General features: G+C 51.0%; 18 protein-coding genes and 3 tRNA genes. 13 read left to right on the forward strand and 8 right to left on the reverse strand.

The annotated features are described in order from the left end of the window. Window positions 1-174 precede the first annotated feature (174 nt). Complete coding sequence (locus tag AC52PS_RS14035; protein ID WP_495563707.1) at window positions 175-936, reverse strand: hypothetical protein; 762 nt, start codon at window positions 934-936, stop codon at window positions 175-177. A gap of 182 nt (window positions 937-1,118) precedes the next feature. Then, entirely contained in the window at window positions 1,119-1,472 is a 354-nt protein-coding gene (locus AC52PS_RS14040) for a hypothetical protein (RefSeq protein ID WP_495563708.1), read from the reverse strand. Window positions 1,473-1,608: 136 nt separating this feature from the next. Between AC52PS_RS14040 and AC52PS_RS14045 the strand changes: the two genes are divergently transcribed. The 5 genes from AC52PS_RS14045 to AC52PS_RS14065 all read left to right on the forward strand — a co-directional run bounded on the left by AC52PS_RS14045 (window position 1,609) and on the right by AC52PS_RS14065 (window position 7,917). Continuing rightward, a tRNA-Asp gene (locus AC52PS_RS14045) sits at window positions 1,609-1,684 on the forward strand. 117 nt (window positions 1,685-1,801) lie between these two features. Further along, complete coding sequence (locus tag AC52PS_RS14050) at window positions 1,802-4,912, forward strand: PAS domain-containing hybrid sensor histidine kinase/response regulator (RefSeq protein ID WP_495563709.1); 3,111 nt, start codon at window positions 1,802-1,804, stop codon at window positions 4,910-4,912. Beyond that, the gene (locus tag AC52PS_RS14055) at window positions 4,905-6,038 is read left to right on the forward strand and encodes a hybrid sensor histidine kinase/response regulator (protein ID WP_495563710.1); all 1,134 of its coding nucleotides are present in this window, start codon (window positions 4,905-4,907) and stop codon (window positions 6,036-6,038) included. Before AC52PS_RS14050 ends, AC52PS_RS14055 begins: the two co-directional genes overlap by 8 nt. A 48-nt stretch (window positions 6,039-6,086) precedes the next feature. After that, window positions 6,087-7,472, forward strand: a complete 1,386-nt coding sequence (locus AC52PS_RS14060) for a helicase-related protein (protein WP_495563711.1) — start codon at window positions 6,087-6,089, stop codon at window positions 7,470-7,472. 31 nt (window positions 7,473-7,503) lie between these two features. Then, window positions 7,504-7,917 carry an RrF2 family transcriptional regulator gene (locus tag AC52PS_RS14065; RefSeq protein ID WP_495563712.1) on the forward strand — a complete coding sequence of 138 codons (414 nt, stop codon included), beginning with the start codon at window positions 7,504-7,506 and terminating at the stop codon, window positions 7,915-7,917. A gap of 17 nt (window positions 7,918-7,934) precedes the next feature. Here the strand turns inward: AC52PS_RS14065 and AC52PS_RS14070 are convergent, their stop codons facing one another. Beyond that, a complete protein-coding gene (locus tag AC52PS_RS14070) occupies window positions 7,935-9,770 on the reverse strand; it encodes a hypothetical protein (RefSeq protein ID WP_495563713.1) in 1,836 nt (611 codons plus the stop codon). A gap of 9 nt (window positions 9,771-9,779) precedes the next feature. Beyond that, window positions 9,780-10,574, reverse strand: a complete 795-nt coding sequence (locus AC52PS_RS14075; RefSeq protein ID WP_495563714.1) for a hypothetical protein — start codon at window positions 10,572-10,574, stop codon at window positions 9,780-9,782. Window positions 10,575-10,599: 25 nt separating this feature from the next. Here AC52PS_RS14075 and AC52PS_RS14080 point away from each other — a divergent pair, with 25 nt between their 5' ends. The 4 genes from AC52PS_RS14080 to AC52PS_RS14095 are packed head-to-tail and all read left to right on the forward strand — an operon-like array spanning window position 10,600 to window position 14,131. Next, window positions 10,600-11,469 carry a hypothetical protein gene (locus AC52PS_RS14080; protein WP_495563715.1) on the forward strand — a complete coding sequence of 290 codons (870 nt, stop codon included), beginning with the start codon at window positions 10,600-10,602 and terminating at the stop codon, window positions 11,467-11,469. 21 nt (window positions 11,470-11,490) lie between these two features. Then, a complete protein-coding gene (locus AC52PS_RS14085) occupies window positions 11,491-12,432 on the forward strand; it encodes a dihydroorotate dehydrogenase electron transfer subunit (RefSeq protein WP_495563716.1) in 942 nt (313 codons plus the stop codon). Beyond that, window positions 12,426-13,349 carry a dihydroorotate dehydrogenase gene (locus AC52PS_RS14090; protein ID WP_495563717.1) on the forward strand — a complete coding sequence of 308 codons (924 nt, stop codon included), beginning with the start codon at window positions 12,426-12,428 and terminating at the stop codon, window positions 13,347-13,349. Before AC52PS_RS14085 ends, AC52PS_RS14090 begins: the two co-directional genes overlap by 7 nt. Next, window positions 13,349-14,131 carry a class I SAM-dependent methyltransferase gene (locus AC52PS_RS14095; RefSeq protein ID WP_495563718.1) on the forward strand — a complete coding sequence of 261 codons (783 nt, stop codon included), beginning with the start codon at window positions 13,349-13,351 and terminating at the stop codon, window positions 14,129-14,131. The genes AC52PS_RS14090 and AC52PS_RS14095 overlap by 1 nt, the downstream gene beginning before the upstream one ends. 144 nt (window positions 14,132-14,275) lie before the next feature. Here AC52PS_RS14095 and queG read toward each other — a convergent pair whose 3' ends face one another. Together queG and AC52PS_RS14105 are read right to left on the reverse strand one after the other, a co-directional pair. After that, window positions 14,276-15,427, reverse strand: a complete 1,152-nt coding sequence (queG, locus tag AC52PS_RS14100; RefSeq protein ID WP_495563719.1) for a tRNA epoxyqueuosine(34) reductase QueG — start codon at window positions 15,425-15,427, stop codon at window positions 14,276-14,278. Beyond that, window positions 15,424-16,152: an endonuclease III domain-containing protein gene (locus AC52PS_RS14105; protein ID WP_495563720.1), complete on the reverse strand. Its 729-nt coding sequence runs from the start codon at window positions 16,150-16,152 to the stop codon at window positions 15,424-15,426. Before AC52PS_RS14105 ends, queG begins: the two co-directional genes overlap by 4 nt. Before the next feature lie 123 nt (window positions 16,153-16,275). Here AC52PS_RS14105 and AC52PS_RS14110 point away from each other — a divergent pair, with 123 nt between their 5' ends. After that, window positions 16,276-17,196: an Mrp/NBP35 family ATP-binding protein gene (locus AC52PS_RS14110; protein ID WP_495563721.1), complete on the forward strand. Its 921-nt coding sequence runs from the start codon at window positions 16,276-16,278 to the stop codon at window positions 17,194-17,196. Between the two features lie 169 nt (window positions 17,197-17,365). Here the strand turns inward: AC52PS_RS14110 and AC52PS_RS14115 are convergent, their stop codons facing one another. Together AC52PS_RS14115 and AC52PS_RS14120 are read right to left on the reverse strand one after the other, a co-directional pair. Further along, window positions 17,366-18,292, reverse strand: a complete 927-nt coding sequence (locus AC52PS_RS14115; protein ID WP_495563722.1) for an SDR family NAD(P)-dependent oxidoreductase — start codon at window positions 18,290-18,292, stop codon at window positions 17,366-17,368. Then, window positions 18,249-18,419: a hypothetical protein gene (locus AC52PS_RS14120; RefSeq protein ID WP_495563723.1), complete on the reverse strand. Its 171-nt coding sequence runs from the start codon at window positions 18,417-18,419 to the stop codon at window positions 18,249-18,251. Before AC52PS_RS14120 ends, AC52PS_RS14115 begins: the two co-directional genes overlap by 44 nt. Window positions 18,420-18,739: 320 nt before the next feature. Between AC52PS_RS14120 and AC52PS_RS14125 the strand changes: the two genes are divergently transcribed. The 3 genes from AC52PS_RS14125 to AC52PS_RS14135 all read left to right on the forward strand — a co-directional run. After that, window positions 18,740-18,812 (forward strand) — tRNA-Pro (locus AC52PS_RS14125). 61 nt (window positions 18,813-18,873) lie between these two features. Continuing rightward, window positions 18,874-18,947, forward strand: a tRNA-Arg gene (locus AC52PS_RS14130). Between the two features lie 107 nt (window positions 18,948-19,054). Beyond that, window positions 19,055-19,792, forward strand: a 738-nt coding sequence (locus tag AC52PS_RS14135; RefSeq protein ID WP_495563724.1) for a phage integrase SAM-like domain-containing protein, incomplete at its 3' end; no start/stop codon positions are given.

Consider the following 19,792-nt stretch of genomic DNA (forward strand, 5'->3'; position numbering starts at 1 on the left):
TCATTGACCAGAATCGTCTCGGCGATCCTGATGGAAATTGATGAGACCTGGGAAGATGGAAAACGATATTTGGATATGGAGGCCGAGTAACTTTTTCAATTTTACAGAAGAATGGGTTGCTTTATCGCCGAAGCAAGGACCGTTACAATAGGCGAGTCGGTCTCGAAGTCCTTGCTATGTGGTATTATTCACCATATTCGCGTATTGTTCCAAATAAAATTCCATCGCCTCATGCGCAATTTTCTTGAAATCGCTTCTTGATAGGTCTTGGGCTCGATAGCTATTTATCAAATTATGAATTAGCTCCACATCATTCTTCGAATATCTTTCAATGACCGAAATAAATTCCTCGATATCTTCTGTCCAGGATTTTTCTTTCCGAATATACAAGGAATAGATGGCTCGAATGATTTTCTTTATTGATTTTCGTTGGGCAATGGTTCGAAGCACATTATTCGTTTCTGATATGGCTGTTTCTATACTGTTTGGGACCTGCTCAATGGCAGCTTCGTAATATGTTTTTTGTAATTCAAAAGATGGATAGATATCAGGGAGTTGATATGAAAGATCCGGCCCATCGATACAAATTGAGACAATTTTAATCCAAAAGCCCCAGTCATATCGATTGCCAATAACATCCTGGACCGTACAAATCGGGACATCAATTTTTGGGACAATTGGAAACCTTTGTTGGATTTCAAATGTAGACTCTTGAATTATTTCTTTAATTTCAGAGGAGGCCTGATTCTTAAGCACTACCGTAAAATCAGCATCTGATGTATATGGCACGGCAGTTCCTTTGGGAATTGAACCACACATATAAATGCTATGAAGATCACTTATTTTCTTTTTTATAGTTGATGTGAATTCTTCCACGAAAATCCGATATTCTGAGGCAATGTTTGCATTGGGGATAAGTTTTTTTATCGCATTCATGCTAATTTGTACTCGATTTCGCTAAAATATCTGCATAACATATTGTATGTATTCTCCGGGGCATTTCCGAGGGTAAAATCCTTTTGTGGACGTAATCCATTAAACGAAGCTATACCGGAATCTGATCTTTACCAACTATGTCGTACCATACAAAACAGGCTATCATAGCCTATGGAACGGGATCATGAAAGTACAAATTGGCGTACCTTATCCAGCTTCCGGCTCACCAGCTCCTGAACAACCGGCGGGTAAGCTTTCTGGATAATGGCATCCTTGAGACTTGTTCGCAGCTCCGCATTGAGCTGATCCAAATTCTCCACTTCCTGCCAGTGGGGTTGCTCCAGGATGGTTGCCAAATACCGCAGGGCTTGGATTTCCTGTTCAAAGACCACATTGTTTTCGTTATAGACGTAATCGGTGATCTCGGCGTTTTTCAGCCTCTCCTTGCTCAGGGTTTCCAAAACACTCACATCCTCCATCATATCCTCGAATTCAACCCTGAGAAGTCCCAAAAAATGGCCCGTTTTCGCAGACATACACATCCTCCTTAGAATAGGAACCCATGTTGCGGATAGCATTCACTTCAAGTATAAAACACCTACAGCGAAGCTTGACAATTTTTTTTAAATCGTACATATTCTGGCGAGCCGTACAACGGCTGTTCCGTATTTTGGGGGCGTAGTTCAGTTTTGGTTAGAACGCCGGCCTGTCAAGCCGGAGGTCGCGGGTTCAAGTCCCGTCGCTCCCGTTTTCCAGTAAAATTTCCCTGCCGTTTTCCCCACCCACCTGAGATGAAAGAATCGGATCCACCGGTTTCCACAATACTGCCATCTGAACTATGATAAAGTCAGATAACGGTACATAGATGAATATATCCAAAGGCAGAAAACGCAAAATCTTCTTCAGTTTCGCATATCAGGGGCTCACAGTGTTCCTGATTTTTCTTATTGTTGCCATGCTTTTCCTTCTGAGCACCCACAGAATCGGGTACACTGCGCTGCAGGAAGGGCAGCTAAGGTCTGCACAGGATCGTTTCAGTATTATTACTGACAATCTCGTCGATGAAATACGCCAAATATTACAGCGAAGGGACGACCTCCGCAGCGGCGGGAGCTCTCCTCCGTCTATGAGAATTTTTACCGACAACGGAAATGCGGTGCTGCAGATTCGCCGTTCCGGAAGATCGGAGACCGCCGATCTTTCCCGCCTCATGCAGCTCATGGATGAACTTGATCTGTATCTTTACAATACCGGAACCGGATCAATCATTACGCAGACGCCGTTTCCTTCCATGAAATGGTTCTCAAGAGCGGTTTTCGATTTTGCAATCCAGGAAAACACCCCCGTCCAAATTGAGTACCGGGATCCGGGGTGGCTGAGCATGTCCCGAATCCGGAGTGAGGATCTTGCCAAAGCCGTTGGGGACGACCGGCTTCAGCTGGAACAGGATCTTATTCTCATTCACTGGGATGCCCAAGCCGTATTTGACCCCGATTTCAGCAGGCCGGTCTACTTTAGCACGTCTCTGTTAGCCGTAGGTCTGGGTGGGATTCTGTGTATCCTGATAATGCTTCTGGGGTACCGATTTCAGCTAAACCGTGAACAACGGCAAATGGATCTGAATATGATGGTTGAGTACCAGAAATATCATATGGACGGAATAATCCGCTGCGATCTTCACAGCCGTAAAATGATCAGCTGGAATTTGAGGGCGGTTGATCTGCTTCAGCTTGACCTTCCGGAAAATCCTTCCGGCCACAGGAATATCCCAGTAGCCATGGATTCCATTCCCTCTTTCCGGATTTCCATGAATAACAGTCAGTTTCCGTCCATTGACTCCTTTATTCGCAGCATTCAGGCCCACAGCAACAGCCGCCGAACCAAGGGATTGATTCTCTCAGACAGCCAGCAGCAATATCTAGAAATCGAGTTCCTGCCCTCACTGATGGAAAAGCAGCGGGCGTACCTGATTGTCAGGGATATCCGCAGTGAACTGGACCTCATTGGTGAATACCGGGAAACCCGTGAACGGCTCCAGCTGGCACTCACCGCAAGCGACAACGGTTTTTTTGACTGGGACAATGAAAACCGCAGACTGTTTATCTCCAGAAAGCTGTACGGCATTAGAAACATTCCCGGTGAGTCCCCCCCGGCTTCCCTTTCCCAACTGCTGGAGGGGGTATACCCAACAGACAGATCCAAAGTGTGGGAACATTTTGAGTCCCTTCTGGTGGGAGAAGAAACCCTTGTGAGTCATGAGTTCCGAGTGATGCAGAAAAACGGTTCTATCAGCTGGGTGGAAGAGACCCTCAGTTCATTACACAACAATGACGGTGGCTGCCGGCGGATTATCGGACTGAACCGGGATATCACCGAAATGAAGGACCGAGAGGAAGAACTGAAACAGGCACGTTTAAGCGCGGAAGAATACAGTAGAAGCAAGAGTGAGTTTCTGGCAAATATGAGCCATGAAATCCGCACCCCCATGAATGCAATCCTGGGTTTCAGCGAAATGCTTTTGCGGGAAGTAGAGAATCCATCCCACAATCAGTATCTCAGTACTGTATATGCAAGCGGCAAGCAATTGCTGGCGATGCTGGATGATATTCTTACCCTTTCAAAAATTGAAGCCGGCAGGATTCCGGTGGAAACCCAGGAGTTCACCCTGTCCGCACTAATGCAGGAACTTGAAATGGATTTTCATCCCCCGGCTGCACAGAAGGGGCTGGAGTTGAACATTATCTCAATGATTCATCCGGACACCCTGCTAACAGGGGACCGGGAAAAACTGGTACTGATCCTGCAGCGGATTGTCGATAATTCAGTCAAATTCAGCGAAGAGGGAGAAGTGCTCGTCAGGTTTTACCAACCTCCGGAAACCGAGCTTTTGGGCATAGATGTTCAGGATTCGGGAATCGGGATGGATGAATCCACCATGGAACTGATGACAGCACCTTTTCGCCAGGCTGATGGGGGAACTGTTCGTAAATACGGGGGAACGGGTTTAGGTTTGAGCATCACCACCCGATTAACCGCCCTGCTCCAGGGGAGTCTCTCCGCTCATATACCGCAGAACGGCGGAACCATCATTAATTTGAGGATACCCGTTGAATACGGGGGCGAGCAAACCCTGATCGGGGATGGCAGATCCCTTCCCTCTGAGGCAGAAATGGCAAAAGCACTCAAGAGCTTCAGGGTTCTTTGTGTGGATGACAGCGAATCCAATCAGCTTCTCCTATCCAGCATCTTAAAAAATTTCCGGATTCCCCACCGGATCACCGGTTCCCCCGTGGAAGCACTGGAACAATATGGAGAATGGCTCCCGGATATCCTGGTCATGGATGTGAACATGCCGAGAATGAGCGGTTGGGAATGTCTGAGGGAACTGAACGAACGCTATCCCAGGGAAATGGCCTTTACCAAGGTAATCATGCTTTCCGGGGATGATCCACGGGATCACAGCACCCAGCGAGAACTGTTCTCGGTGGAAAGTTTTCTCATGAAGCCCTTCACCCGCCGCAGTCTCCTGCAGCTGCTGTACCAGAATATCCCCCATATACGACAGGAGCATTTCTTCCCGGAAGATACATCCCCTGGAACGTCCCGGGAACCACAGAGTCACAGCGGTCTCGACCAAGCCCCCCCCTATTCACAGGAAAGCATACAGACAGGAGGGATTCAAGACGTTCCGGATGAAACTGAAATCCCCGCTGAACGGCTCAGGAAGATGGCAGCGGAGCTTGAACCTGCATTCAAAAATGCTCAAAATAAAATGAGCATCCAGGAAATTCTGTCTTTCAGCCGTGAGTTGGAAAGAGTATTTGCATCATTTCCGGACAGCGGTCCGTATAAACTTGCACAGGAGCTGAGAAAAGCTGTGGAAATCTTCGATATCGCCGGAATGAAATCTGACCTTGATCGTTTTGAACGGTGGATGAACGGGGTTACAAAGGGGGGAGGTGAAGTGCATGAGTGAACCGATTCATGCAGAGGTGCACACACAGAGGTCCAATCCCTGGATCCTCCTTGTGGATGACGAGCCCAGAAACATTCAACTGGCCGGAAAAATGCTTTCCCGCCAGGGACATGACATCTCCTTCGCCCAAAGCGGTAAGGAAGCGTTGAAAATTATTGAACATGAGATCCCCGATCTGATTATTCTGGATATCATGATGCCCGGCATGGATGGATATGAGGTGAGCAGAAAAATCCGGGAAAATCATCCCAGTTCGGATGTTCCCATCATTTTTCTTTCCGCCCGCACCGACACCCAGGGAATGCTGGAAAGTTTCCAGGCCGGGGGAGTGGATTTTATCGCCAAACCCTTTCATCCCGAGGAATTCATTGCCCGGGTAAACGTGCACCTGGAACTGAGACAGGCGAAAAAACGGCTGGAGGAAGAAATGTCCTTCCGTCAGCGGCTTTTCACCATTATTGCCCACGACCTTCGAAGTCCATTTAATTCAATAATTGGAACGCTGGATGTTCTCAAAACTTCCGGTGACGATCTAAGTGACGAGGAGCGGAACGAATTTATTACCATTCTGTACAACGCCAGTCATCAGGAACTGCTGATGATGGACAACCTTCTTCAATGGGCGCGCTCACAATTTGAAGGGGTGAAAAAAAATATCAGTGTATTCAACATGAGGGATTCGGCACGGCGGGTGATCAAGGAGCTGGGACACATGGCTGATCATAAAGAAATCCATCTTCATGTGGACGATGACTTCGCCGGGGAAGTTGAAGCCGACAGCACCATGATCCAGATCGTACTCAGAAATCTTGTGTCCAACGCATTGAAATTCACTCCCCGGGGTGGAGAAATAGCCATTGCAGGAGCCGAAAGTGAAGAAGAATACCGGGTGTTTGTCAGAGACAGTGGAAACGGTGTTGAGGATACCGAGAGCCTCTTCAAGCTTGGCAATTACCACACAACCCCGGGTACCGAATATGAAAAAGGCAGCGGGCTGGGGCTTCATCTTTGCCGGGATTTCGTACATGCTAACGGTGGCCGGCTATGGCTGGAACGAAGCAGTAGCCAGGGCAGTGTGTTCGCCTTTTCCCTGCCCAAACCCGGCTTCAGAACCGATATAAACTGATTTTCCCCCATAATAAATCAACGCTTCGCATTTGCCGGTTATCCATGTATGAACCAGGAAACACCGGGTCTGAAAGAACGGCTTTTCACATCCATCCGCCGCGAATGGGGACTTGAGTATCTCTACCCCCATCAGAAACTCTGTATAGATTATGTTCTGGCCGGTTCAGGTTTTTTCGGACAGAAGGGAATTGATGAAACCCGGAATGGTCTGGTGGTGAGTCTTCCCACCGGCAGCGGCAAGAGCCTCTGTTTCATGGCACCCGCAGCCCGTATTCAGGGCGTAACGTTAATTTTATACCCCCTGAACGCTCTTCTGAGGGATCAACAGGCCCGTTTCCAACGGGCTGGGGTTCATGCGGAACTCTATTACGGCGGTTTGGAGGGTGAAGAACGCAGGGCCGCATTGAACAGAATTCGGAATTTGAACAGCGGTGTGATCATCAGCAACTGTGAAAGCGCGTTCAGCCCGCCAATGCTGGAGGCAATTGAGAATGTTGATATACGGCTGCTGGTGGTGGATGAGGGGCATCTCATTCTCCAGTGGGGCACCAGTTTCCGCCCGTCCCTCTTTCACCTTATTCAACTCAAGCGTCACCTTGGAGATCCCTTTACCGCAGTGTTCACAGCAACCATCAGCCCCGCCGACAGACGCATTCTCGGGTCCCTTCTCTGGGAGTCACATGACTGGGATTATGTGGAGATGCTCAGCGACAGACCGAACATCCACTATCGGGTAATCCCCTGCCTTCATCCGCCCACGGCCTTCCGCCTGCTCCTTCGCCAATTTTTTGATCCCTCATGGGGACTGCTCCCGGAGTACCAGGATGAAGGAACAGAACTGCAGCTGCCCATGCTGGTATTTGTAAAAACCCGGAAAATGTGTGAGAAACTGGCCAGGAGGTCGGAAATCTGGCTGAAGATCTGGGGTATTCGGGACGTATCCTGTGGATTTTATCATGCCGGACTGGAGAGAACCAAAAGAAAGCAAATAGAGATTGGCTTCGCCGGCCAGAAACGGGGCATCCTGTTCACAACCAAAGCATTCGGGACAGGTGTGGATATCCCCGGAATCCGCTGCAGCGTCCACCTCTATCCACCGGAAAATATGGAAGACTTTCTGCAGGAAAGCGGAAGAGCAGGCAGAGACGGCAAAGCGGCATTTTCCATTCTCTTTCAGACAGAAGGGGAAAGCTTCTTCCCTTCCAATCGCTGCAGGCGCCGCTATGCTTTAAAATCTCTTGGACAGGAGATAGAATTCTGCAGCGGATGTGATCACTGCGAGGGCACGGTGGTATCCTGTACCCCCGAACGCCGTTCAGTACAGGAATTCAGGAACCACTACCGCTTGAAGCTGGCTCCGGGAGTGGAAAAACGAATACTCTCAAGAGAAGATTTTGCAGATTTCCCCGAAAAACTGTACCGCCGTATTTGATACACAGGGGTTTTCAGGATACTATGGGTCTATGTTTACCGTCACAGCCCGGGGGGTGTACGGCCTGTCCGCCCTCATAGAACTTGCCCTCAACTATCAGAAGGGACCGAAGCAGATTAAAGACATTGCTTCAGCCCATGGCATCCCCCAGCATTACCTGGAACAGATACTGGTAATTCTTAAAAAAGCAGGGGTTGTGGAAAGCTTTCGGGGAGCACAGGGCGGCTATGCCCTGGCCCGCCACCCATCCCGTATACAGCTGCTGGAGGTGCTCAGCCTTCTGGAAGGGCAGCTTGAAGTACTTCCCGAACAGCGTCAAGGAAATGCCCTCGGGTTTTTTTGGAATGCGTTGGAAAACCGAATCAGGGATTTCCTGGATAAAAGCCTTGAAGATCTTCTTTTGGAGATGCAGAGCCAGCAGTCGGCAATGATGTACAGCATTTAGGCAGGGATGTCCCTTGTTCACAGATCCGTTTCACCCTTCCAAGGCACCAGCCCAAATAGATCTCCGGCAACAAGCCCGAAATTCTGATAGATCAACGTCTGAAGCTCCTCTCCTGCTCTGAGAGCCTCCCATCCCGCATCCTCGTTGTGACTGTACACGAACGATTCCAGCCCGGGAAATTTTCTCAGAATCCGTCCAGCCATTCTGGACTGGACCATCCAGCGCAGATTCACGATATCCTGCTGAAGCATATATGCCTGAAACTCATTAATCATCAGGTAGCTGTCTTCGGGATCGTATCCCACATAGGAAAAATAGTAGCTGAGATATTCCCGGCTGCTTTCCTCCATCCCGTACCATAACTCATTGCTGAGCTCTCGAAACCCGGGAGCATTGTAGAACATCCCGTGAAGTGCTTCATGGTTTAAGAACAAGCGCCTGGCGGCATCTGTCTGCAAAGGATGGTCGGTAATGGAGATGATTTGTCCCTCTCCTTCCAGATATTCGCCTTCCCTCTCAATCAGGATGCCCCGAAGAAGCAGGAGCTCCAGCAGATTCAGCTCTTCTTCATTCAATGAAAAGCCTTCAGCGGAAGCCCGGTTAAAAAAACGGGAGAGATCCCGTGGATGATAATTATGGGCATTCCATCCGTGACGGCCCGAAAGCTGGGCGTTGGTGAGCAGTTCACCCCGGAAGCCTTCTTTCTCTACGAAATACGCCAGACGTTTCAGGTACCGGGCTTGGAGTTCATAATCCCGGAAATCAAGGATTAAAACCCCGGGAAACAAATTCCAGCTGTAAATTTCCATATCGGGATTTCGCCACAGCCCCCTGGAATAGTTCATAATCGTTCCCAGATCCATGGGGAGTGGAGGTGGCAATAAGCGGGATTCCTCCTCGGCTCCGGTTCTGGGAATGCTCAGCAGTTCCAGGGTACGCATACGCCCATTCACCGAATCATGAGTGAATCGAATTTCAGAAATATCCTGGCTGAATGTTTCCGGATACAAATAGACGCTCTGCTGCCCCGGACGAAGTCTCAGTTCAAAGCTTTGAAACGGCGCCGCACCCGATTCCCGGGAAAACAGATCCACCCGGGCAAGAGGGGGGAGAGGATCGGCAAACTCTCGAATCTCCTCACCCTCCTGGAATCCCCGGACCGGCATTCCTGCCTCTGGCTTTCGAAACTCGTAGCCAAGGCGGATCACCGGTACATATTCCAGATATTCGAAATCATCCAGGAAAGACGCGATCTCCGCTTCCTGGTATACATTTAACATGGTCCCTTCCCCTGTTCCATCCCCGCCTTCAGCGGAGGCTTCCATGGTATGAAGCCGTTGGGTGTAGGAAAAATCCGAGGAAATCTGAATCCTGTAATCGTCGACTTCAAGGGCACCGAAGCTTCCGGGAAGCCGAAATCCCAGCAGACTGGTGAACGGAGAATCATCTTGCTCCGGCTGCCGGGGAAAATCCGGCCCTTTTCGCAGCACCACACGGGATAATGCATCTATGCCCCGGACGGAAAGCTGGTATTCCAGCACCGTCCTTCCGCTGCTCATCCCCCGGGGGATTGAAATGGTCCGTTGGAGGGCCGGCTCATCCCCGTCAGGAGAGTAAAAGTCGGCGATCAGATCAGCTTCCGGCAGGCTCATATCCAATTGGATAACCTGCCGTTGGGGCGTAATCTCCAAAGCTGGGGAAAAATCGAGCACCAGCTCTTCCCTTCCCTCTTTCAGCCGGAGATTCTGTATATTTTCGCCCTCTGCATTGAGGACAGCCATTGGTTCACCGCTGCAGGATGTAAAAACCAGCAAGAGCGTACTCAGAAAAACGAAGTATCGGATCATGTTCATAGGGGAATATTAGAGTTGTATAATGCGTTTGGCAAGCAGTCCTGCAATTTCTTTTTTTCGGGTCAGGGATGTATCGTTATGGCGGATAAAACTCTCCAGAAGTCCCTGAAAATCATCGGGAACCGAATCCAGATCACCGAGACGTTCCAGAAGCAGACGAGGAGAGGGTTCAAACACCTTGTTTGCCGCAAAAAGTACCCCGCAGACATTTTTTATGAAGCCACCAGCTGAAATCGTGAAGAATAATTCATCTTTCTGCATAACCGCAGCAGATACATCTCCAAAATAATGCTCCATGCGGGCTTTCGCATTCTGCTTGATCAGATTCCAGAAACGGTCATCCAGATGTTCCAGGCTTTTTCTGGCCTCCGCCAGCCAGTCAGATTTTGCATGGAGAATTTCAGACTCCATCATCCGATAAAACATGTACGTTCCCGAGTCCCGAAGACTTGCTGAACTTTCCAGAGAATCATTGAGAAGAGTATCGAAACGGTCCAAATTCTTATATTCCAGCCGAACCGGTATCTCATCAACCAGAAACCGATCCTTTCTATTCAGACCTGCGGTTTCAAAACCGCCGGCAAACGCGAATGCTTCAGCCCGGGTATCACTTGAGGGAAGCTCATCTTCATAGTAGACATCAAGACTTACGAAAAAGTAGGGATCGTAGAAGTCCCGTTCGTTTTCCATGAGGGTGATGGTGTGGCAGCTATTCCAGGAGGAAATTACATCCACAATTTTCTCTACAGGCTGATCGATCTTCCGCTTCACAACGCCTACCCTCTGATATATGCTGATTCTCATCAGTATACCACAGGAAATATTCGCCATGCAAACCACATTTGGAATCTGGCTTGAACCGCCCCTTCCGATACAACAGCGCATCCGCTCATTTCGTAGAAATCTCCAGACTCTGATACGCGCCGAAGATCCCCGACAGGATCCAGCAGAGCTGAATTTTCAGCTGTTTTCCCTACCCCCATGGTTTTTTTTCTCTGCGGTCACCCCATATGAAGAATCTGATTCCCCCGGCGGCTCAGCTGGAACGGCAGCCGCTGAACCCTCTAGAGCCCCCGCCCCCCCTCGTGCGCCGTTTTGGCTTCACCACCGCCCTGTTGTGCCGGTTGGCGATGAAACAGGTGCCGAAGAGCCGGGTGGCAATACGACGGGTGGCAATGAGCCCGGTTCCGATGAGCCGGCCTGTCGGGTTTTTCATCGGGACAGAACTGCGGGCACATTTTACTCCCCAGCACTTCGCAGCCTGCCGACCTTGGCGGGTACGCTGGCTAAAACTACTCTCGGTCCCCTGACTCTCCATGGAATTGAGCTGGAACTTGTTAAGGGGTTGATCCCCGATCTCAGCGGCCCGGTTCATACCTGGAAACCGGAGCAATCAGGGGGAATACGCTGTGCCAGGGCTTTCCTGCCGCTGTTCACCATGTATGAAGGGACCTCTTACGCCGAGGATACTCCCAGGCCGCTTGAGCTGAAGGGAACCGATCTGCCCCAGATGCCAGGGGCCAATGCGCTGCAACTGCCGGATATCCGTTTTCAACGAAGCACAGTTCAACTGGCTCGGTTGAAGATCGGACCGGCCCCACGTCAAACTGCGACCTCGACAGACGAAAATGAAAACAGGATTCTGCCGTCTATTCTGTTTGAAACGCTCATCTCCGCCGATCTTGTCCAGCTGCGATGATCCGGGTATAGTTTCTAGCCGATGGAGCATATACACGGTACAATAATAGAAAACAGGGAAATTGCTTCGGGGTATTTTGAACTGATATTCCACATGAAGGGGCAGATCCCCCTTCCAGGGCAATTTCTCACACTTAGAGTGGATCAGAGCAGCCAGCCTCTTCTGCGAAGACCTTTCGCATTCTCTTCCTACACCGGGCAGGACAACCGCGGCGAACAAAGCCCGGGATCCGGATCGGGAAGCGCCGGCATTGTTTATCAGAAACGGGGACACGCCACCACAATCCTCACCGCTAGACGACCGGGCGAACAGTTAGACATTCTCAGTCCCCTGGGCAACAGTTGGCCCATGCCCCGGGAATCCCGGCGGCCCCTGCTCATTGCCGGTGGTATCGGCATGGGACCGCTATTCTTCTTTGCCCGACGGCTGTTGGAGGAAGGCTATAAACCGATTCTCGCCCTTGGAGCCAGAAATTCCGGGCTCATACCCCGTTCAAGCATTGAAGAATTTCTTGAGCTATTCCGGCGAGAATCCATTGGCAGTGGAAAGGCCGAATTGGTTCTTGCCACCGATGACGGTTCGCTTCTTTCCAAAGACCTGCCACAACCCTTCCATGGCAATATCATCCAGGCTCTGGAATCCCGGTTTCCGGTTTCAGGATCGCCCGTTTCAACTGGGGATTCAGAGGATGCAGGGCGTGCAGAGAGTGGGACGGAAAGACTGAAAGCCCAGAAGGGGCCTGAACAACTGGAAGTGTACAGCTGCGGTCCCCATGTGATGATGCACGCCGCTGTGAAATGGGCCCAGATGCGGAATGCCCCTTCCTGGGTAAGTATGGAGCAGACCATGGGCTGCGCAGTTGGTGCCTGCATGGGCTGTGTGGTGGAAGTCAAAGATGAGAAGCGCTACGCCCGGGTATGTTCTGAAGGGCCGATTTTTTCCGGGGGGTATATCAAATGGTAAATGACCTGAGCGTGACCATCGGTCCCCTCACCATGGCCAATCCAGTGGGGGTGGCAAGCGGCACCTTCGGATACGGCAGCGAGTACGAGCAGCTCATAGAGATCGACGCTCTGGGCGCCTTGTACACCAAGGCGGTAACCCTGGAACCCAGGCCCGGCAACATGATCCCAAGAATTGTGGAAACCACATCGGGCATGCTTAACTCAATCGGCCTGGCCAATGTGGGCAGCCGTAAGTTTGTAACGGAAAAATATCCCGTTCTTAAGGAATACAATACCTCGGTGATCGTGAACCTCGCGGGAACCATGCTGGAAGATTATCTGGAAACACTTGAATACCTGGAAGAACATGCACCCCTTGCAGGTTACGAGGTTAATCTGAGCTGTCCCAATGTGAAATGCGGTGGTATGGCCCTGGGTACCGATCCCCAACAGGTAGAACTGGTAGCCAAGACTCTGAGAAACGCCACAGACAAAGCCCTGATTATTAAACTCAGCCCCAATGTGACCGATATTACCGAGATCGCCCGGGCTGCCGAAGCCGGCGGTGCGGATGGAGTGAGCTGCATCAACACCCTGGTGGGAATGCTCATCGATACGAAAACAAAGCGACCGATTCTGGCCACAGAAACAGGCGGACTCTCGGGACCGGCAATATTTCCGGTGGGTCTGGCAGCAACCTACAGAGTTGCACAGGCGGTAAAAATTCCAGTGATCGGTCTGGGCGGGATTTCCACCCCAGACGAGGCAATTCAATATCTGCTTGCGGGGGCAAGCGCCATTCAGCTTGGAACCATCAATTTTGTGAACCCCGATGCAGGCACCGAAGTGCTTGAAGGTATTCGCTCCTATATGGAAGAAAACGGACTGGAACGCATATCGGACTTTCATCAGTACCTGCACCGGAGGGTGATCTAATGGCGCCGGTATCCGAAGATCCTCAGATTGCAAGCTTTCACCACAATGCCAGAGAATACTCACGGTACCGGCCGGAGTATCCTTCGGAAATTTTTCGACTCATTGCAGACGCAGCCCCCTCCAATGAACGGGTATGGGACTGCGCCTGCGGAAACGGTCAGGCGGCCCGGGGGCTTGTATCATATTTTAACCTGGTCGACGCCAGCGATATCAGCGAAGAACAAATAACCCATGCCCCCCGGTTGGAAAACGTGAAGTACCGGGTTGCATCATCTGAGCACAGCCCCTACCCGGACAGCTGCTTCGACGCGGTCTGTGTGGCCCAGGCCTTTCACTGGTTCGACCACCCTGCATTTTTTACTGAATGCAATAGAGTGCTCAAGCCCGGCGGCATTTTGGCTGTCTGGGGATATTACCGTCACAGTATAAATACCGGAATAAGCAGTGTGATGGAACGGCATGTCATACCTCTCATGAATCAGCGCTGGTCAGCGAAAAATGAATTGCTGTGGAATGAATATGCTGATATCAGTTTCCCCTACCCCGAACTCTTCTTCGATAAACCTCCAATGCGCATACTCTGGAATCTTGAAGAATACCGCTCCTACATTCTCACCTGGTCTCCCATCCGGAGACTGATTCAGGAAGAAGGGAAACAAAGCATAGAGCAGGCTTTGGCCCGCCTGAAAGAAGCCTGGATCGATGATACGGGGCGGCAGGCTCCGGAAATGAAGAAATGTGTGAGCTTCACGCTGGCTTTTAGAATGTTCAGAAAACCCTGATATACGGCGCGAACCACGGCTTCCTGAAAAAAAGGCCCCTGTTAAATGTGACCACGTGGTCACATTTGCCAAGGACCTTTTTCCGCGCAGCGATTTACGAACCAGTCCGTCGTAACCTGCATCAACTTTTAGGCAAAGACAGAATCAGTCAATATTCTCATTCAGCTGCACCGCCGCCCACTCAGCAGTACCGGAAATAACTTCATCCCCGTCCCCGCGAAGTTTCATAATCATGGGAACAAGATCCTTCCGGCCGCTGTTCGCCGCCGCTATAATGGCGTTTCTCACCATTCCCACCCTGCCCGCTCTCATTACCGGAGTGCCCGCAAACATTGCAGTGAACTCCTCATGGTCTCTCAGCTCCAAAATCGGTTTTAGATCAACGTTTCCGGCGGTAATTGGATTGAGAAAATTTTCCACATCGGTAATTTTCGCTCTGATATTAAAGGGGCAGACGTCCTGGCAAAGATCGCAGCCGAAAATCCAGGTGCCCATCTTCTTCATCAGCCCGGGATCTATCTTTCCTTTATGTTCGATGGTGAGATACGAGATGCAGGTTGAGGCATTGATTCGGAACGGAGCCTCCAAAGCACCCGTGGGACAAACATCCACACAGCGGGTGCACCCCGAGGGACAATGGGACATGGCTTCGCTTTGCACATCGGTGGGGGCAAAATGGCGGGTACTCAAAATCTCCCCCAGGAAAAAATAGCTGCCCAGTTCCCGGTGGAGGCTCAGGGTGTTTCGTCCGGTAAACACCATGCCCGCCTTCTCTGCGTAGAACCGTTCGTGCAGGGGCGCAGTATCGGTAAATGCTCTGAAGTGGTGTCCTGGATTTTCCTTCTCCAGAGCCGCAGCGATCTTTTTAATCCGCCTGCCGAACTCCTTATGGTAGTCCCTGCCCCGGGCATACAACGAGATCCGGCCGCCTTCAACGGAGTCGGCCTCAACGCTGTGGGCTGAAGCTGCTGACTTCTCGGTGGTCGCAGCATCCCCAACGGTCATTCTCTGTTTCCGGCCGGGAAAATAACCCAAAGCCAGGGAAATGATGCTTTTCGTACCCGGAAGAATCTCAGAAGGATCGAATTTCATAGGTTCATGGACTTCCAGGAATTGCATACTGCCGTGACGGCCTTCAGCGATCCACTGCTGGTACTCCCGGGCTGCAGCAGGAGTATGCCCGCTCCCGGTTTCCCGGGCATCGCATACACCCCAGTAGTGAATCCCCTGCTCCCTGATCAGTTCATTCAGGCGCGAACTCTCATGTACGGGCTGCCTGTCCTCACTGCTGCTCATGAAAACTTTCCATCCGACGGGGTAACAGGGTCAAAATACAAGTAGCGGTAGCTGCAGATATCCCTCAAGGGACAGTTAATACAGTCGGGTTTTCGGGATGTGCAGTAGCGGCGCCCGTGAAGGTTTGCCACCATGGAAAAGCTGCTCCAGCGCTCGGAGGGAAGAATCTCCGCGATCTCCTTCTCCGCTTTAATAGGATCCGGTTTTTTTTCCGACGGGTCACAGCTCAAGATGCCGATCCTTGAACATACCCTTCCGAAATGGGTGTCCACAATGATGGCGGGCTTTCCGAAGACATGATGGAGGATCACCCCGGCGGATTTCCGCCCGATTCCCGGGACCTTCACCAATTCCTCTATGCTATCGGGCACCGAATTATTAAAGGTATCCCGGATCACCGCCCCCGCCGCTTTGATATTTTTTGCCTTATTCCGATAAAACCCGGTGCTGTGCACCACCTCTTCAATATCAGCCAGAGGAGCATCGGCCAAATCCCCGGGCTTGCTCCAGCGGGAAAACAACACTGAAGTGACCTTATTCACCTGGGCGTCGGTGGTCTGGGCGGACAGGGATACGGCAACCAGAAGCTCCCAGGCATTGCGGTATTCCAGCATGGTTGCGTATTCATCATATTCTTCCCGGAGAATCTCGTGGGCTTGAACGGCAATATCAGTGAGAAGACTGGAATCGGTTTCCTTATTTGACGGGCTGTGCTCTGCTTGCATAGTGCTTCAAATATCAATACATTTGACGGATATAATCAAGAACTATTGTTCATAAAACCTGCTTAATTGGCAGACGGAGGCCATGACTCATCTCTCTCACCGGCCTCTATAAAGGAGACAAGCATGCACGGTACCAACGACAAGCACGCACAGGATGTGCGCATTTACGACAATCTGAAGAAAATCAAGAATGTTATTACGGTGCTCAGCGGTAAAGGCGGTGTGGGGAAAAGCACCGTTGCGGTAAATCTGGCACACAGCCTGGTAAATGAAGGCTACAGTGTGGGAATTATGGATGTTGATATTCACGGTCCAAACATTCCCAAAATGCTGGGTATTGAAGACCGTCACTTTTCCGGTGACACTGAAGCCATTGAACCGGTGGAGATTCTTCCCAACTTTCATGCCGCAAGTATCGCATTGGTAGGATACGATCCCGCCGAAGCCCTGATCTGGCGCGGCCCCATGAAGATCGGTCTGATCCGTCAGTTTCTGGGGGATGTGGTCTGGGGTGAACTGGACTATCTCATTATCGACACCCCCCCGGGTACCGGCGATGAAGCACTCACCACCGCCCAGCTCATCCCCCAGATGAAAGGCGCCGTTATCGTCACCAGTCCCCAGGACGTATCCATCCTGGACAGCCGGAAAAGCATGACCTTCGCCGACAAGCTGAACATTCCAATTCTGGGCATAATTGAAAACATGAGCAGCTTCGTATGCAGCCACTGCGGAGGAGTCACCGATATATTCGGCCGCGGCGGGGGAATGAAGGCATCGGAAACAGTGGATGTACCTTTCCTGGGGGCTGTACCAATCGATCCGGGCATTGTGGTAGCCGGCGATCAGGGCCGTCCGTTCATGGCCCAATTTCCCGACCGCCCGGCAGCCCAGGCGTTCAAGGAAATCATTAAAAATGTGAACGAAGAGATACGGAAAAACATCGAACAGGGGCTTTATGAAGGCAAAGAGCCGGAAGACCCCCGGATTGCCGAGGCTGAACGGAAAGCGAACATGGCCGAAGGATTCCGCCCCCTGCAGTAAAAAATCTATTCAATGAGCTGAAATATCCTATTGGATATTGATGCCCCGGGGACCGCCGATGCCATGCATGGAGGCGATTCATACATACAGCACACAATCCAGGACCCGGGGCTGCTCTCACATCAGAAATATCACTTTAAATATGGCAATCACATTTTAAATATGGCAATCACATTTCTCCGCTGCCGGTAAGCCTGCTGCTGAACTCCCACAAATCGGCGGCGTACTCTCTGTTATAAGAATCTTTCGAACTTTCAGTTTCCTTGCCCATAGAAAAATACCGGCGAGATACCCCCGCATACCCGGAATCCATAGCCAACGCCCCAAGCTCCCTGGCTGCTTCCCCGGTTGTTCGGCCGAAGCCGAACATGCGGCTCATTCCCGGAAGAACCCTCTTCCACATAAACTTCATAATGCCTTTTTCATCCCGGCCAAGGCCGGTACCCGCCATAAGTCCCGGATCATATGCATTAACGCATATATCCTCCCGCCCAGACGCTTTCAGACGCCTGTCCAGCTCATAGGCAAACAGAATATTGCACAGCTTGCTTGTAGAGTACGCTTCGGCTCCCCGGTCTTTCTGCGGAACCGGTGCAGGATCTTTTTCTGGATATGCCAAATATTCAGCCCTGACGTAGCGGGGTTTGCTCAACGGGCCGCCCCGTTGGTCTGGGTCATGCACAGAGCTGGAAACAAGAACTATTCGCCCGGAAGACGGTAAAAGGGGCAGCAGCATGTTCACCAGCAGGAAATGGCCCAGATGATTCACCGCAAAACTCATCTCCACTTCATCCACTGAGCGTCGTTCATTATTGCAGAAAGAGAGTCCGGCATTACAGATGATGCTGTCAAGATCATCTATTCCAGAGCGGGAAAAGCGGTTCACGAATTCGCGCACAGAGTCCATGGACGCCAAATCCAATTCGGCGGGGACGATATCCCGGTTGCCGCTTTCTTGGCTCAGGAACTCGGAGGCCTCAGTCAGTTCGGCCATATTCCGGCCGGTCATGAGTACGCGGCGGGACTGATCCGATGCCAATACCCGTGCTGTTTCAAATCCGAGGCCCCGGTTCGCCCCGGTAATAATCGTTGTCATCTATCACTCCAATGTCTGTATGGTGACTGGATCGTTCCCACTGCCTTGCAGCTGCGCTGCGACCCTGTACGCCAAGCAGCCGTGTACCCCAGTCCACAAGGACGATGAGCATGGGCGAAACAGCCATGAACCACAGAGCGGAAGGACGAGGAACATGGCGAGTACCAGGTGGCCTGCCACCGACCAGCCCCGGTTGCATGGGCGAGCAGGTGGCGCGCCACCGACCAGCCCCCGGTTGCATGGGCGAAACAGCCGTGTACCACAGTCCGGAAGGACGAGGAACATGGCGAGTAGCAGGTGGCCTGCCACCGACCAGACCCTTGGCCGCCTTATACAGCCCTCCATACACTTTGAGAATCTACCGATAAATCATAATACATCTCGGCATATGAACAAAAGCCCTATATTGACCGAATTCAGCGGCTCTGATATATTACTGCTTCACAACGGGGTGTAGCCTAGTGGCTAAGGCGTCTGCTTTGGGAGCAGAAGATCGCTGGTTCGAGTCCAGTCACCCCGAGTTTCATGTGCCGATACCCAGTCGGCATTTTTTGCGTTATACTCAACGTATAATACATCCTGCGTCCATAGCTCAGCTGGATAGAGCAACGGCCTTCTAAGCCGTAGGTCGCACGTTCGAGTCGTGCTGGACGCGTATTTAATTTGTTTTTATGTAATGATTTACAATCTTCTACAGATCAGTCCTTGGTTATCCGATCCGCCTGTGGTATCATTTAAGTATCACTACGGATTGGAGATGCCATGCCCAGAATCGCCAGCCCATTCAGAGTCTTTCCCCTCAAAACAAAAAAGAGCACTAAACCTATCTATTACGTGTACTTTCGGATGCGCGACGGCTCCCGCGTGAAACGCTGTTCAGGACAGACAGCGAAGTCTGCAGCTGAAAAATGGGCCCGAGAACAGATTGAAGCCGGGAAAAGTACCCTTTCCGCAGACTCAACCTTCAAGGATATCGCAACGGATTTCTTCACTGATATCACCAAGTACCGCAATCCTAAAGATATAGAACCAAGCTCGCGTCAGCGGAAAGACAAACAGAACCTCACAGACGAACACCTCATCAAGTTTTTCGGGAATCTTCCGGTTTCAGAAATTACAACAGATGATATAGAGAAGTTCAAAGTTCACATGGAGCAAAAAGAGACCAGGATCGGCACGTATCACTCCCCTTCTTCCATAAACAAGTGTCTTTCCTGTTTACGGGCGATTCTGAACTATACAGATGATCGGGGACTACTGATACGTCTGCCTAAGATTTACCCCAAGACCCAGAAGCCACGGACTCCGCGCGGAGCACTACTCCCAGACCAGGCAAAGAAACTGTTTACAAGAGATTGGCCAGACCCTCGGGTAATGTATGCAAATCATCTTGCAATGATAACCGGACTCCGGCAAGAGGAACTACTTGCGCTTCAAAATGACGATATACTATCCCCGGAGGATTTCGGAGATGACCTAATAAAGCGCCCACGAATATAT

It is taken from the genome of Salinispira sp. (assembly GCF_059431795.1).

Bases quoted from the DNA above. Each gene is read 5' to 3' on its own strand.
- AC52PS_RS14035 (WP_495563707.1), bottom strand. From the start codon at position 936: ATGAATGCGATAAAAAAACTTATCCCCAATGCAAACATTGCCTCAGAA.
- AC52PS_RS14040 (WP_495563708.1), bottom strand. From the start codon at position 1,472: ATGTCTGCGAAAACGGGCCATTTTTTGGGACTTCTCAGGGTTGAATTC.
- AC52PS_RS14050 (WP_495563709.1), top strand. From the start codon at position 1,802: ATGAATATATCCAAAGGCAGAAAACGCAAAATCTTCTTCAGTTTCGCA.
- AC52PS_RS14055 (WP_495563710.1), top strand. From the start codon at position 4,905: ATGAGTGAACCGATTCATGCAGAGGTGCACACACAGAGGTCCAATCCC.
- AC52PS_RS14060 (WP_495563711.1), top strand. From the start codon at position 6,087: ATGAACCAGGAAACACCGGGTCTGAAAGAACGGCTTTTCACATCCATC.
- AC52PS_RS14065 (WP_495563712.1), top strand. From the start codon at position 7,504: ATGTTTACCGTCACAGCCCGGGGGGTGTACGGCCTGTCCGCCCTCATA.
- AC52PS_RS14070 (WP_495563713.1), bottom strand. From the start codon at position 9,770: ATGAACATGATCCGATACTTCGTTTTTCTGAGTACGCTCTTGCTGGTT.
- AC52PS_RS14075 (WP_495563714.1), bottom strand. From the start codon at position 10,574: ATGAGAATCAGCATATATCAGAGGGTAGGCGTTGTGAAGCGGAAGATC.
- AC52PS_RS14080 (WP_495563715.1), top strand. From the start codon at position 10,600: ATGCAAACCACATTTGGAATCTGGCTTGAACCGCCCCTTCCGATACAA.
- AC52PS_RS14085 (WP_495563716.1), top strand. From the start codon at position 11,491: ATGGAGCATATACACGGTACAATAATAGAAAACAGGGAAATTGCTTCG.
- AC52PS_RS14090 (WP_495563717.1), top strand. From the start codon at position 12,426: ATGGTAAATGACCTGAGCGTGACCATCGGTCCCCTCACCATGGCCAAT.
- AC52PS_RS14095 (WP_495563718.1), top strand. From the start codon at position 13,349: ATGGCGCCGGTATCCGAAGATCCTCAGATTGCAAGCTTTCACCACAAT.
- queG (WP_495563719.1), bottom strand. From the start codon at position 15,427: ATGAGCAGCAGTGAGGACAGGCAGCCCGTACATGAGAGTTCGCGCCTG.
- AC52PS_RS14105 (WP_495563720.1), bottom strand. From the start codon at position 16,152: ATGCAAGCAGAGCACAGCCCGTCAAATAAGGAAACCGATTCCAGTCTT.
- AC52PS_RS14110 (WP_495563721.1), top strand. From the start codon at position 16,276: ATGCACGGTACCAACGACAAGCACGCACAGGATGTGCGCATTTACGAC.
- AC52PS_RS14115 (WP_495563722.1), bottom strand. From the start codon at position 18,292: ATGACAACGATTATTACCGGGGCGAACCGGGGCCTCGGATTTGAAACA.
- AC52PS_RS14120 (WP_495563723.1), bottom strand. From the start codon at position 18,419: ATGGCTGTTTCGCCCATGCTCATCGTCCTTGTGGACTGGGGTACACGG.